Annotated in this window: 11 protein-coding genes; 7 read left to right on the forward strand and 4 right to left on the reverse strand. The window is 36.4% G+C overall.

What is annotated here, in order from left to right; translation table 11 throughout:
- Positions 1-6: 6 nt before the first annotated feature.
- Entirely contained in the window at positions 7-2568 is a 2562-nt protein-coding gene (locus ACFRAE_RS09410) for an ATP-dependent Clp protease ATP-binding subunit (RefSeq protein ID WP_422796895.1), read from the reverse strand.
- Between the two features lie 168 nt (positions 2569-2736).
- On the opposite strand from ACFRAE_RS09410, the gene ettA reads away from it, so the two are divergent.
- The 4 genes from ettA to ACFRAE_RS09430 all read left to right on the forward strand — a co-directional run bounded on the left by ettA (position 2737) and on the right by ACFRAE_RS09430 (position 7357).
- Complete coding sequence (ettA, locus tag ACFRAE_RS09415; RefSeq protein WP_422796896.1) at positions 2737-4419, forward strand: energy-dependent translational throttle protein EttA; 1683 nt, start codon at positions 2737-2739, stop codon at positions 4417-4419.
- A 7-nt stretch (positions 4420-4426) separates the two neighbouring features.
- Positions 4427-5611, forward strand: a complete 1185-nt coding sequence (locus tag ACFRAE_RS09420; RefSeq protein ID WP_422796897.1) for a PAS domain S-box protein — start codon at positions 4427-4429, stop codon at positions 5609-5611.
- A 1-nt stretch (position 5612) separates the two neighbouring features.
- Positions 5613-6671 carry a response regulator gene (locus ACFRAE_RS09425; protein WP_422796898.1) on the forward strand — a complete coding sequence of 353 codons (1059 nt, stop codon included), beginning with the start codon at positions 5613-5615 and terminating at the stop codon, positions 6669-6671.
- 263 nt (positions 6672-6934) lie between these two features.
- On the forward strand, positions 6935-7357 hold the full coding sequence (locus tag ACFRAE_RS09430; protein ID WP_422796899.1) for a hypothetical protein: 423 nt from the start codon (positions 6935-6937) through the stop codon (positions 7355-7357).
- 93 nt (positions 7358-7450) lie between these two features.
- On the opposite strand, the gene recN is transcribed toward ACFRAE_RS09430, so the two are convergent.
- Positions 7451-9103 (reverse strand): DNA repair protein RecN, encoded by a 1653-nt coding sequence (gene recN, locus ACFRAE_RS09435; protein ID WP_422796900.1) that lies wholly within the window; start codon positions 9101-9103, stop codon positions 7451-7453.
- A gap of 156 nt (positions 9104-9259) precedes the next feature.
- On the opposite strand from recN, the gene ACFRAE_RS09440 reads away from it, so the two are divergent.
- Genes ACFRAE_RS09440 through ACFRAE_RS09450 form a run of 3 tightly spaced genes read left to right on the forward strand, consistent with a single transcriptional unit; the run spans position 9260 to position 12025 of the window.
- Positions 9260-9877: a SprT-like domain-containing protein gene (locus ACFRAE_RS09440; protein WP_422796901.1), complete on the forward strand. Its 618-nt coding sequence runs from the start codon at positions 9260-9262 to the stop codon at positions 9875-9877.
- A 27-nt stretch (positions 9878-9904) separates the two neighbouring features.
- Positions 9905-11566 (forward strand): M20/M25/M40 family metallo-hydrolase, encoded by a 1662-nt coding sequence (locus ACFRAE_RS09445; protein ID WP_422796902.1) that lies wholly within the window; start codon positions 9905-9907, stop codon positions 11564-11566.
- Between the two features lie 30 nt (positions 11567-11596).
- The gene (locus tag ACFRAE_RS09450) at positions 11597-12025 is read left to right on the forward strand and encodes a hypothetical protein (protein ID WP_422796903.1); all 429 of its coding nucleotides are present in this window, start codon (positions 11597-11599) and stop codon (positions 12023-12025) included.
- An 894-nt stretch (positions 12026-12919) separates the two neighbouring features.
- On the opposite strand, the gene ACFRAE_RS09455 is transcribed toward ACFRAE_RS09450, so the two are convergent.
- Complete coding sequence (locus tag ACFRAE_RS09455) at positions 12920-13174, reverse strand: hypothetical protein (RefSeq protein ID WP_422796904.1); 255 nt, start codon at positions 13172-13174, stop codon at positions 12920-12922.
- Between the two features lie 75 nt (positions 13175-13249).
- A complete protein-coding gene (locus ACFRAE_RS09460; RefSeq protein ID WP_422796905.1) occupies positions 13250-14398 on the reverse strand; it encodes a cystathionine gamma-synthase in 1149 nt (382 codons plus the stop codon).
- Positions 14399-14420: the final 22 nt, after the last annotated feature.

Consider the following 14420-nt stretch of genomic DNA (forward strand, 5'->3'; position numbering starts at 1 on the left):
AACTATCTAGTCTTTCTTCTTATTATCTTTTACATCAGATGCTAAAGAAGAATCATCTTTTTTATTCGCTTTTTTTGATGAGACACTAATCTCACTTTTTTCATCATCGAAATCTACGTGAATGACATCACCAGCTTTCATTTCACCTTTGAGAATTTCTTCTGCAATCGGATCTTCCAAATACTTTTGAATAGCACGTTTTAATGGACGAGCACCAAAATTACTATCGTAACCTTTTTCAGCAATATATTCTTTTGCTTTTTCCGTCAAATCAATAGGATGACCTAAGCCCTCTATTCGAGTAAACAAAGATTTCAATTCAATATCAATGATTTTGAAAATATGATCCTTTGTCAATGAATTAAATACAATCACATCGTCAATACGATTCAAAAACTCAGGAGCAAAAGCACGTTTTAATGCTGTTTCTATCACTCCTCTAGAATGCGAATCGGCTTGATTTTCTTTCGCTGCAGTTGTAAACCCAACCCCTTGACCAAACTCTTTAAGCTGTCTCGCACCAATATTGGAAGTCATGATAATGATGGTATTTCTAAAGTCTACTTTACGACCCAAACTATCCGTTAATTGACCTTCATCCAGTACCTGCAATAATAAGTTAAAAACATCGGGATGCGCTTTTTCAATTTCATCCAATAATATAACTGAATATGGCTTACGACGAACTTTCTCGGTCAATTGACCACCTTCTTCATACCCTACATATCCTGGAGGCGCACCTACTAAACGAGATACCGCAAATTTCTCCATATACTCACTCATGTCAATTTGAATCAAAGCATCTTCAGAATCGAACATAAAGCGAGCTAATTCTTTCGCCAACTCAGTTTTACCAACCCCAGTAGGACCTAAAAATATAAAGGAACCGATAGGTTTTTTAGGATCTTTCAATCCTGCTCGAGTACGTTGAATTGCTTTAACCAACTTTTGAACGGCATCATCCTGTCCGATAATCCTACCCTTCATGGAATCACCCATGTTAAGCAATTTCTGACTATCCGATTGGCTTACACGCTGAACAGGAATTCCTGTCATCATTGACACCACTTCAGCAACATTATCTTCCGATACAGTATACCTTGTGTTTTTGGTGTCCGCTTCCCAAGCAGTTTTCTCTCTTTCTAACTCTTCAATTAATTTCTTTTCCGTATCACGAAGTTTCGCTGCCTCCTCATATTTTTGAGAACGAACAACTTTATTTTTCTCTAATTTAACTTCCTCGATTTTTTCTTCAATATCGATGATACTTTGAGGAACATGAATATTATTTAAGTGTACCCGAGAACCAGACTCATCCAAGGCATCAATAGCCTTATCCGGAAGAAAACGATCCGTAATGTACCTTGTGGTCAAAGACACACAAGCCTCAATCGCTTCTGGCGTATAAGTGACATTATGATGTTCCTCGTATTTATCTTTAATACGATTAAGGATTTCGATGGTATCATCATAAGTGGTTGGCTCTACCGTAACTTTCTGAAATCTACGATCCAAAGCCCCATCTTTTTCAATGTACTGACGATATTCATCTAAAGTAGTTGCTCCGATACATTGGATTTCTCCACGTGCTAAAGCCGGTTTGAACATATTTGAAGCGTCCAAAGAACCCGAAGCACCACCAGCTCCAACGATGGTATGAATTTCATCGATGAATAAAATAACATCCGGAGATTTTTCCAATTCATTCATGACCGCTTTCATACGCTCCTCAAATTGTCCACGGTATTTTGTACCCGCAACTAATGAAGCTAAATCTAACGTCACTACCCGTTTATTGAATAATACTCTCGAAACCTTCCTTTGAATGATACGCAAAGCCAGTCCTTCTGCAATAGCAGATTTACCGACTCCAGGTTCACCAATTAAGATTGGGTTGTTTTTCTTTCTTCTAGATAAGATTTGAGACACACGCTCAATCTCTTTTTCACGACCTACTATCGGATCTAATTTACCTTCTTCAGCAGCTTTAGTCAAATCGCGACCAAAATTATCTAATACTGGTGTTTTCGATTTGATATCCGAAACTTTCTTTGGAGAAGTAAATTGTGATTCTTCTTCACTATAATCTTCATCGCCACCAGAAGGTGAATTTGAAGCTTCATCCGTAATTCCAGCGTTACTTTGTTCTACCTCTGCTTTAAAGACATTATAGGTTACATTATATTGTTGCAAGATCTGCGAGGCAATATTTTCCTCATCGCGCAAAATCGCCAATAATAAATGTTCTGTACCAATAATATCGCTTTTAAATATTTTAGCCTCTAGATACGTGATTTTTAAGACTTTTTCCGCCTGTTTTGTCAATGGCATATTGCTTATTGGAGATCTAGAAACCGAAGAACCCATTACTGCATCCTCCACCGATTGGCGCACCGCGACCATATCTATTCCTAAATTCTTCAATATTTTGATCGCTACACCATCGCCCTCACGGATAAGTCCAAGTAATAAATGTTCAGTCCCTATATAATCATGCCTTAGACGCAATGCTTCCTCACGACTATACGAGATAACATCTTTGACCCGGGGTGAAAATTTTGCTTCCATTAAATTCCTTTCTCAATTAAATTCGGGTGATTATTGTATAAATGTAAGAAAAATACCCATCACACCCACTTGTTATAGTTATTTTTTATCAACAATTACGCCATATCCCTAAAACTATCAATTTGTCAGTATTTCCCTTATCTTTGTGCTAAAAGTTTCATCATACTTATGTCCGACGAAAAAATTATCTTTTCAATGGCTGGGGTAAATAAAATTTATCCCCCATCAAAACAAGTACTTAAAAATATTTACTTATCCTTTTTCTATGGTGCCAAAATCGGTGTTATTGGTTTAAATGGTTCCGGTAAATCTTCCCTATTAAAAATCATTGCAGGATTGGATAAATCCTACCAAGGTGAGGTGGTTTTCTCTCCAGGCTATACTGTGGGTTATTTAGCACAAGAACCTGAATTGGACCCCAATAAAACCGTTCTTCAAGTAGTCGAAGAAGGGGTTGCTGAAACAACCGCTATCTTGAAAGAATATGAAGAAATAAATGAGAAATTCGGATTACCCGAGGTCTATGAAAACCCGGACGAGATGGACAAATTACTCACTCGTCAAGGGGTGTTACAAGATCTTATAGACGCCACAAACGCTTGGGAATTAGACAGTAAGTTAGAGCGCGCGATGGATGCTTTACGTTGTCCAGAACCAGACGCTTTAATTGCCAATTTGTCAGGAGGTGAGCGTCGCCGTGTTGCCATGTGCCGATTATTATTACAAGAACCTGACGTATTATTATTGGATGAGCCGACCAACCACTTGGATGCAGAATCTATAGACTGGTTGGAACAACACCTTCAACACTATAAAGGTACCGTCATTGCTGTAACGCACGACCGTTACTTCTTAGACAATGTTGCTGGTTGGATATTAGAATTAGATCGTGGAGAAGGCATTCCTTGGAAAGGAAATTACTCCTCATGGTTAGATCAAAAAGCAAAACGACTAGCCCAAGAAGAAAAGCAAGAAACTAAGAGACAAAAAACCTTAGAGCGTGAATTAGAATGGGTACGAATGGCACCTAAAGCCAGACATGCCAAATCCAAAGCACGTTTACATAATTATGATAAACTCGCCTCTGAAGAAACCAAAGAACGAGAAGAAAAATTAGAATTATTTATTCCACCAGGACCTCGATTAGGAAATGTAGTCATTGAAGCCAATCAAGTATCCAAAGCTTACGGTGATAAATTATTATTTGAGAACTTAAGCTTCGCCTTACCCCCTGCAGGCATAGTCGGTATTATCGGTCCAAACGGTGCAGGAAAAACAACCCTATTTCGATTAATTACCGGACAGGAAACACCAGATTCAGGAACATTCAAAGTAGGCGAAACGGTATCCGTTGGATATGTCGATCAAATGCATGATGATTTAGATCCCAATAAATCTGTTTGGGAAAACATTACCGATGGCAATGAAAATATTAACCTAGGAAATAAAGCAGTAAACTCCAGAGCCTATGTTTCAAAATTCAACTTCAATGGTGGCGATCAACAAAAGAAAGTTGGCGTATTATCTGGAGGAGAAAGAAACCGTGTACATTTAGCTATTACCCTTAAAAAAGGAGCCAATGTATTGCTTTTGGATGAGCCTACGAATGATATTGATGTCAATACCTTGCGTGCCCTAGAAGAAGGCTTAGACAACTTTGGTGGTTGTGCCGTTATCATTTCTCACGATAGATGGTTCTTAAACCGGATTTGTACGCATATTTTAGCGTTTGAAGGTGATTCTCAAGTTTATTTCTTTGAGGGTAACTATACCGAATATGAAGAAAATCGCAAAAAACGATTAGGCGATGTAGGTCCTAAACGTATTAAATACAAAAAATTAGTAAAATAGTACCATTTTGGAAACTGCAAAACTACTTGAGGCTATTATTGAGAATGCCATAGATGGAATTATCACCATAGATAATCGAGGAATAATAGAAAGTATTAATCCTGCAGCATCCGAATTGTTTGGATACGATCCGCAAGAGGTTATAGGCAATAACATTGCGATGTTAATGCCAGAGCCTGACAAATCGAGACATGACGGATACATCCATAATTATGAATCCACTGGGAATAAAAGAATTATTGGAATAGGTCGCGAAGTAAAAGGACTCAAAAAATGTGGCAAGACATTTCCTTTTCGCTTGGCCGTAAGTGAAGTTTTTTACAAGGATCGAAAAATTTTTACGGGTTTTATTCATGATCTTACCAAAGAAAAACAAGCCGAATCTGAGCTGAAGAAGCACACACAAGAATTGGAACAAAAAGTTAGGGAACGAACAAAAGATCTAATCAAATTAGTTTCAGAACTTGAAAAAGCGAAAGCAGATGTCAGTGTATCTTTAGAGAAAGAAAAAGAATTGAATCAATTGAAATCAAGATTTGTTTCTATGGCTTCACACGAATTTCGTACACCTTTAAGTTCGGTTCAACTTTCTGCCTCTTTGATTGATCGCTATGTAGATAAGTTAGACTACGCTCCTATTGAAAAACACACCTCTAGGATCAAAAGTTCTGTACAATTGTTAAACACCATATTAAATGATTTTCTAAATTTAGAGAAATTAGAAGCTGGTGTTGTCGTCGTGAACAAATCTTCCATCAACATGGTTCAGTTAGGTGAAGAAATTGCGGAAGAAATGCAACTCATCTGCAAAAAAAATCAACACATCATATACCAACATACCGGAGAAGAATATTTATTTTTAATTGATCCAAACCTGTTGAAAAATAGCATTATCAATCTTGTTTCCAATGCTATTAAATATTCAGGTGAAGATACCTTCATCGAGTTTAACACAGAAATAGAAGGCAATTCGTTGATGGTTACGGTAAAGGATAATGGTATCGGGATACCATTGGAGGAACAAAATAATTTATTTGAACCTTTCTTTAGGGCCAACAATACAGGAAATATACCAGGAACTGGTTTAGGATTAAATATTGTGAGGCGGTATGTCGAATTGATGGGTGGAACGATGAATTATTGGTCACAAGTGAATCAAGGCGCAATCTTTAAAATGAATTTTATCCAATAGCATGGAAAAAAGAAAAATATTAATCATTGAAGACAATAGCGATATTCGGGAGAGTACAGCAGAAATACTTGAACTAACCGGAGAATATACTGTTATTGTTGCAGAGGAAGGAAAATCAGGAGTTGATTTGGCGATTAAGCATAATCCGGATATGATTTTATGCGACATTATGATGCCAGAGTTGGATGGTTTTGGCGTACTCTATATGCTTAGCAAGCATGAAAGTACCCAACATATCCCTTTCATTTTCCTAACCGCTAAAACCGAAAAAGCAGACATTCGGAAAGCAATGGAAATGGGAGCTGATGATTATCTGACGAAGCCTTTTGATGATATTGAACTTTTGAATGCTATTGAAAGTCGATTTAAGAAAAGATCTCAAATCCAAGCTAAGGTAGCCCCTAGTGTGGACAATTTACGATTAGACGATCAAGAACAAGCCTACTTATTGCAGGACTTGGCAAACCATGGCCGAACTAAAATTATCAAGAAAAAGCAATCCATTTACGAAGCTGGCGATACACCTATTTATGTTTATTATTTAAAAAAGGGGAAAGTTCGTAGTTTTTTAAATTACAAAGATGGTCGCGAATTATCTACGAATATTTTTGTTGAAGATCAATTCTTTGGCATGGAATCCGTGCTATTAAATGATAAATACGGTGATAATGCCGCAACACTTGAAGATGCAGAAATCTCCTTAATTCATAAAGATATTTTTTTTGAATTACTTTATAAAAAACCAGCAATCGCCGCAAAATTAGTGAAGGTATTATCGCAAAACATACGCGAAAAAGAAGAACAGATGTTAGGGTTTGCTTATGATTCAGTACGCAAAAGAGTTGCAAACGCTTTGGTTAATGTAGCGGAAAAATCGAATCTCCAAACAGATGAGGTTACCATTAAAATTTCCCGTGATGATCTCGCTGCATTAGCAGGAACGGCAAATGAAACGATTAGTCGCATGTTAGCCGACTTTAAAGATGAAAAGTTACTCACTAAAGAAGGTAATGCCATCAAAATATTTTCGGTCAATAAACTGAAGCATATAAAACAGTAGGTTTGAACTGAAAGAACTGAGATATTAGCCGTGTATACGCGGTTCTACTCGGAATAGAATTGATCGTTTTATCATCAATGATAAACAATTTATTTGGCCTACAGGTTCATTGCCTCTAGGCCTTTTTACATTTCATTTCCTTAAAAAATTCAATAAAATTCAATTGTGGTCATATTTTTGTACTTACAATTAAACTATTTTAAATCTCTATCGTCTACTTACAAAAGGAAAACTATTAAATCACGATAAATTAGCAACCACAAATGAAAAAATTACTTTTAGCTCTAGCAATCGGAACTGCATCTTTAGTTAGTTTCAGTTCTTGCACCAAGGAATATATTACGAACATTACTCCTGGAGTAAGTTATGTATATAATGTTGACCCAAATGATTGGGAACGTATAACCAATGGGGATATTGTTAATTATAGAGTTACCATCAATGTTCCAGATTTAAAGGATTATATCTTTGAGGATGGTCATGTTGATGTTTCTATGTTACTGGATAGTAATCCAAATACTTATGAGAATATTCCAGCTACTATTGATGACTATCATTATAGTGCAAATTATTCCATAGGTAAAGTAACTATATATGCGGAATATCGTGGATCTTCAGCTACTGCTCTTTCACCAGAAAAGGCATTGGTAAAAGTTGTATTAACAGAATCAGAAATAGGAAATTAACAATTTCGATTAATATATAAGGGAAATAAATGGAGTGCGGCTCTAATTTATTTCCCTTTTCTATTTTTTACCATTTTCACCATGGCTATTTTTTTACTTCAATAATTCCTTCGCATGAAGAATGGCTGTATCTTCAGGTTTAGACCCACTTAACATTTGTGCAATCTCCATCACCCGGTCAGACTCCTTAAGTAAAACTATACTTGATTTCGTGCGATCCCCTACATCATTTTTAAAAACTTTAAAATGACTATTTCCTTGTGAAGCAATCTGAGGTAAATGCGTTATACTAATCACTTGCATATCTTGCGCAAGTTCTTCCATTAATTCACCAACTTTTAAAGCCACCTCTCCAGAAATTCCTGTATCAATTTCATCAAATATGATGGTCGGTAATGCCGAAGTCTTTGCCAACAAAGATTTTATCGCTAACATTACTCTAGACAATTCCCCACCAGAAGCCACCTTACTTATCGCTTGCAAGCCTTGTCCCTTATTGGCAGAAAATAGAAAATTTACTTCATCTAAACCATTCGATTTGAATTCTTGCACTTCCCTCCGATCTACTTTCAATTGGGCATGTGGCATACCTACCCGATTAAGAACAGATTGAACTTCCTGCTCTACTAATAGCCCTGCTGCCAAGCGATTTTTGGTAATTAATGCCGCTAAATCTGCTAACTTTAAAAAGGTATTGTCTATTTCCTTTTTTAGATTACTAATTTTACCTTCTAAACTATCCGTATCCAACAGCTTATTAGCAAACTCATCCCGCATCCTAATTAAAGCATCAACCGAGTCTGTCCGGTGCTTCTTTTGCAAACTATATAATAATGATAATCGTTCATTTACCCACTTCAATCGTTCTTCATCCATTTGAATACCATCCGAAGCCTGTTCCAATTCCGCTGCAATATCTTTCAGTTCAATGATCGCACTACTTAATCGATCGTTTAATACCGATGCTAATGGCAAATATCTTGATGCTTGTTGAATCGATTGATTAACGGTCTTTAAGCCGTCAATTAAATTTTGATCTGTATTTTGTAATTGTGCCGTAGCTAGGTGCAAATGCTTTTTTATATCTTCTGCATTTTCAAGTTGAGTTTGCTCGGTTTCCAACATTTCTTGCTCTGAAACTTGTAAATTTGCTTGTTCCAACTCAGTATACAAAAATTGATGATAATCATAGACCGATTTAGAATTTTCTAACTCCTCTTGCAATGCTTTCCATTCAGCAAGTAATTTCTTATGTTGTTTATAGCTAAGCTTATAATTAGTAATCACCTCCATATGTTGTGCCATGGTATCCAATACAAATAATTGAAAACTTTCTGTATTTATTTGCAAGGTAGCATGCTGAGAGTGAATATCAATTAAGCGCTCCCCTAGGGTTTTGAGTGTCTGTAAAGTTACTGGAGTATCATTCACAAATGCTCTAGATTTCCCATCGGCGAGTAATTCTCTACGGATGATGGAATGATCTTCATAATCCAAATCCAACTCATGAAACAAATCGGCTAAGGCATATTTTTGAATATCAAAATGCCCTTCAATAACACATTTGGCCGTTGCATCATAAAAATGCCTGCTTTCTGCTCGTTGACCAAGAATTAATCCAAGTGCTCCCATAATGATGGATTTTCCGGCACCAGTTTCACCCGTGATGATATTGAGTTTTTGATCAAATTGAATTTCTAATGCATCAATCAATGCATAGTTTTTTATCAGTAATTTACTTAACATCCAGTATATACCTAATTATAAGAGTAAGGTCTTTTTCTAAGCAGAATACGACCTTGAACAGTTGTATTCAAATATAGGCAAATAAAAAAAACAGTGTTAAATTTCTACCATTTAATATTATAAATTCTCCAAATAAACTAATAAGTTTGTAACCCGATGCCGGATTTCACTAAACAGTTAAGTAAATATCTACCTGAAGAGGCTGCACCTATCATTTCGACTTGGATAAATGATACGGGATGTCGATTTAAAGTGACTCGCTCTCGGCAATCAAAATTAGGGGATTATCGGGCTCCATACCAAAATCAACCGCATCAAATAACCGTCAATCACGATCTTAATCCTTATTCCTTTCTGGTAACTACCATTCATGAATTTGCCCATTTACAAACTTGGCAACGCCATAAAAACAAGGTCAAGCCTCATGGACAAGAATGGAAAAACAATTTTAAAAACCTGATGGATCCATTTTTAAGAATGGGTATATTCCCTGAAAATGTACAATTCGCTTTAATCAAGTACATGGACAATCCTGCCGCTTCGAGTTGTACCGATCTAAGTTTACACCATACCTTAAAACAATACGATACTTCTGAAAAAGAAATCATCACCATCGACAGCATTGCAATTAATGGCTTTTTCAGTATAAAAAATGGCAGAGTATTTCAAAAAATGGAGAAATTAAGAAAACGGTATAAATGTTTGGAAGTTTCTAGCAATCGGATATATCTTTTTCATCCCATCGCAGAAGTTTTTCCAATCGATCAACCTTAACAAAACAAACAACTATATTACACTATCATGATGAAACATTCTTTACTTATCGGCAGTGCGCTTATCACACTTTTCTTTTCCTGCCGAAGCTTACCTTCCTCTACGGAAAAGAATTCTTTGGATCAAAAAGCATTAGCTGTCATTTCCGAAAAGACCTATCAAGAGTCGGTAGAAAAATTAGCTTCCGATGAATTTCAAGGAAGAAAACCGTTTACCAAAGGAGATACCATTACGGTTAATTACATTGAAAATCAATTTAAATCCTTAGGCTTAAAACCAGGCAATGGAAAATCCTATTTCCAAGAGGTGCCTTTAGTGGAATCTGAAGTTTTTCCAGCAAATTCGAATTTGACCATTACTGGAAAAAATGGATCCACTACCTTAACCCATTTGGATGATTTTGTAATAGGAACTTCCCATTTATCGCCGCAAATAGATATCGAGAAAACAGATTTAGTATTTGCAGGATTTGGAATTGTCGCTCCAGAATTCAATTGGAATGATTATGCCAATTTGGATGTCAAAGGTAAAACGGTAGTCGTGATGGTTTCCGATCCTGGACGATACGATAAAACACTTTTTAAAGGCGATACCCTGACCTATTATGGACGTTGGACTTATAAAATTGAAGAAGCATCGAGACAAGGTGCTACTGGTGTAATCATCATACATGAAACTAAAGGCGCTAGTTATGGTTGGAATGTTGTAAGAAACAGTTGGAATGGACCACAATTGTCCTTAATCCCGGAAAACAACGGCTTGGATTTGGTAAAATTCAAAGGATGGATGACTACTGAAGCTGCTAAACAAGTATTTAACGTAGCAGGCTTAGATCCAAACCTGATTGAACAAGCTAAAAAACCTGGTTTTAAACCAGTCCCTATGCAGGCTCATACCTCGGTGAAAATGACCAATAAATTTCGGGTTTCTAAATCAAACAATGTGATTGCCATGATTCCAGGAACTAAACGAGCCGAAGAGACCGTTATTTATACCGCACATTGGGATCATTTAGGAATCGGAGAACCTACCCATGGAGATTCGATTTACAATGGCGCTATAGACAATGCCTCGGGAGTAGCTGCCTTATTCGAACTTGCAAAAGCGTTTAAAGCCGCAAAAGTAGCTCCTGAACGCAGCATTGTCTTCTTAGCCGTTACTGCCGAAGAAGAAGGTTTATTAGGTTCTCAATATTATACAGAAAACCCTATTTACCCATTGAATAAAACCGTAGGAAACATCAATATAGATTGTTTTAACGTTGCTGGTGCAATGAACGGATTTAGTGTTACAGGAACTGGACAAACGGAATTAGAGGATTACGCAGCCAGATCTGCAGCGAAATTTAACCGTAGCCAAAAACCAGAAGGAAGCCCAGCTTCAGGAGGTTTTTTCCGTTCCGACCATTTTAATTTTGTTAAAAAAGGGGTGCCTGCCATCTACATGGGTAGCGCCGGAGATTTCTTAGATCCAGATAAAGAAGCCGTTGCAAAACGTCAAAAAGCACTAGCAGGAAGATACCATACCGTCAATGATCATGTAGACAGTAACTGGCAATTTGATGGAATTATTGCCGATATTAAGCTTTACTTCGACATGGGTTATACCTTAAGTATGGAAAAAAGCTTCCCGAACTTTAAAACTAAATCAGAGTTTAAAGAATTAGGCGATAAACGATTAGCAAAATAGTATATTTGTAACTAAATTAAACATGAAACTATGCTGACAGGAATGCAACATCTACACTCAACTTTAGCCATCGTATTATTATTGGCTTTGGTTGTCGCTATTTTAATCACCCTAGTAAATTTTTCGGGGAATAAACCTTATAATCGCAAAATTGCTTTAATAGGTTTCATAAGTGCACATTTACAATTAGTGATTGGACTAATATTGTATTTCACCTCCGCTAGAGGTTTGAGTAATTTTTCATCGGAAACTATGGGAGATAGCACTTCTAGATTATATTTCTTAGAACATCCATTAATGATGATTATCGGTATCGTATTAATCAGCATCGGATATATTAAAGCTAAAAAAATTGCAGATGCAAAACAGGCTAATAAAACGGTCTTAATCTATTATATTTTAGGATTAATCATTATCCTATCTAGAATTCCTTGGTCTACCTGGAGTATTTTTAACTAGATAGTAGACCTTAGGTATTAGACTAGGATAACTAGTCAAAAATGGTTTAGCACGTTTACGCTAAACCATTTTTTATGATAATTGGTACTTATTTCAGGAGATGTATTATTGAAGGGATTATTTTTTGCAAACAAATTAAAACCCACAATAAAACTGCTAAACGCTGCAGCAGTTTTGCATCAGTCTTATAATAATACTCATAAAAACGTTTCTTATTCCTCAAATTTCGAGGTGACAAAGCCATATCGGGATATTCATACTTGAGATCGATGGATAAAAAAGTCCATACAGTCCTAAACTTAGCTTATTCATGCTAAAAATGGGAAGACTATATTAAATCAACGATACAATTACAAAGTCTAATTCCAGACGTAACTATCATTCCATTTAGTAATGATACCTATAATAAAAATTTTAATACCTTATTCATCGACAGTCCTCCGAAAGTGATGAATGAGCTGATGCCTATATTCTTAAAGTCTGATTCAGTAATTATTTCAAAAAAGCAGGTGTTCTTGATCTATTGGAGCTACGCTCGACTGTAGTGCTTGTAAAAGAGTCAATAGAAAGCTAAGGAACAACTGTATTACCATATAAGCTTCTTAATGATAAAGGATTTTTACATAACTGATTTATTACGCCATCGGATCTCACTCGGATCTTGTTCGGGACAGCACAACTTAGGTCCGTCCAATGTCCGACTGAGGTCCGAAGGAGATCCGAAGAAGTAGACAATTTGGATACTATTTGGATCTAAAAAAATTATTCAAAAATGAAGGTTTGAAGCGTAGAAATTAGGGAATTTTGTTGTTTAGAAAAAGAAGTATAAAGGCATAAAAAAAGCGTCTAATCTTTCGATTAGACGCTTAAGCATATTTTAAATTCTAAAAAGAATTATTTTTTACTAAATCCTAAGATTGCAAAAACCACTTTGAATGCTAAAAATGATGCGATTAAAACAGCAATATTAGCAATCCAAGAAAACACAGAGGTTAATTGGTTTAAAGCTGGTATTACATCAGGTACAAAGCGAATAAAAACACCAATTAATCCAATGACAATGGCAACGGTTAAAGAAACATAATATTCCGTACGGTTTGCATTGTTATCCGTATGTTTTGCTGGTCTTTCTACAGTAGTATTTTCCATATTTGACAAATTCGTTTTTTAGCTGCACAAATGTACAAAAGTCTGACTGCTAATTAAAATAAATATTACAATAAATTAACGAGCTAAAGCTTGTTCCAAGTCGGCAATTAAATCTTCCGCATCTTCGATCCCAACGGAAAGACGCAAAAGGTTATCGACCACACCTACTTTTTCGCGTGTTTCTTTCGGTATAGAACCATGTGTCATTGTTGCCGGATGGTTGATTAGCGATTCAACTCCTCCTAAGGACTCTGCTAACGTAAATACCTTAAATCCAGAAGCAATGCGGAATGTACCTTGTAAATCCTCCCCTTTTAATACAATAGAAACCATCCCTCCAAAATCTTTCATTTGCTTTTTAGCCACTTCATGACCTGGGTGATCGGTAAAACCTGGCCAATAAATCTTTTCAATTTTTGGATGGTTCTTCAGGTATTCGGCTACTTTTCTACCATTCTCACAATGCGCTTTCATACGTAAGTGTAAGGTTTTAATACCTCTTAATACCAAAAAGGAATCTTGAGGACCAGGAGTACCACCACAAGCATTGTAATAAAACCATAAAGATTTATACAGTTCATCATCGTTAACAATCAACGCACCCATCACCACATCCGAATGTCCTCCTAAATATTTAGTTACAGAATGCATGACAATATCTGCACCTAAATCCAGTGGATTTTGCAGATAAGGAGAGGCGAAGGTATTATCTACCGCATATAGTATCTGATGTTTTTTAGCGATGGAACCTATCGCTTCTATATCAGCCAGTTTTAAGGTAGGATTAGTAGGCGTTTCTACCCAGATCAATTTCGTTTTGTCGGTGATGGCAGCTTCTACAGCATGCACATCCGAGGTATTAACGAAGATAAATTTGATTCCAAGTGGTTCATAAACTTTGGTGAATATACGGTACGAACCGCCGTATAAATCATCGCCAGTAACCACCTCATCTCCTGGTTTTAACAAACGAAGCACGCAATCCGTAGCCGCCATTCCGCTAGAAAAAGCCAAACCATGCTTTCCATTTTCTAATGCGGCTAAACAATCTTCTAAAGCTTTACGAGTTGGATTAGTCCCTCTGGAATATTCAAAACCCTTATGGTCTCCCGGGGCTTTTTGTTGGTAAGTAGAAGTTTGGTATATCGGAGTCATTACCGCTCCAGTTGTAGGATCAGCTTCTTGACCAGCATGAATCGCTTTCGTTGCAAATTTATAGTTCATGATGTATAAAAATTAAAGCCAC

The sequence above is a fragment of the Sphingobacterium sp. HJSM2_6 genome (assembly GCF_049316305.1).
GTDB lineage: Bacteria > Bacteroidota > Bacteroidia > Sphingobacteriales > Sphingobacteriaceae > Sphingobacterium.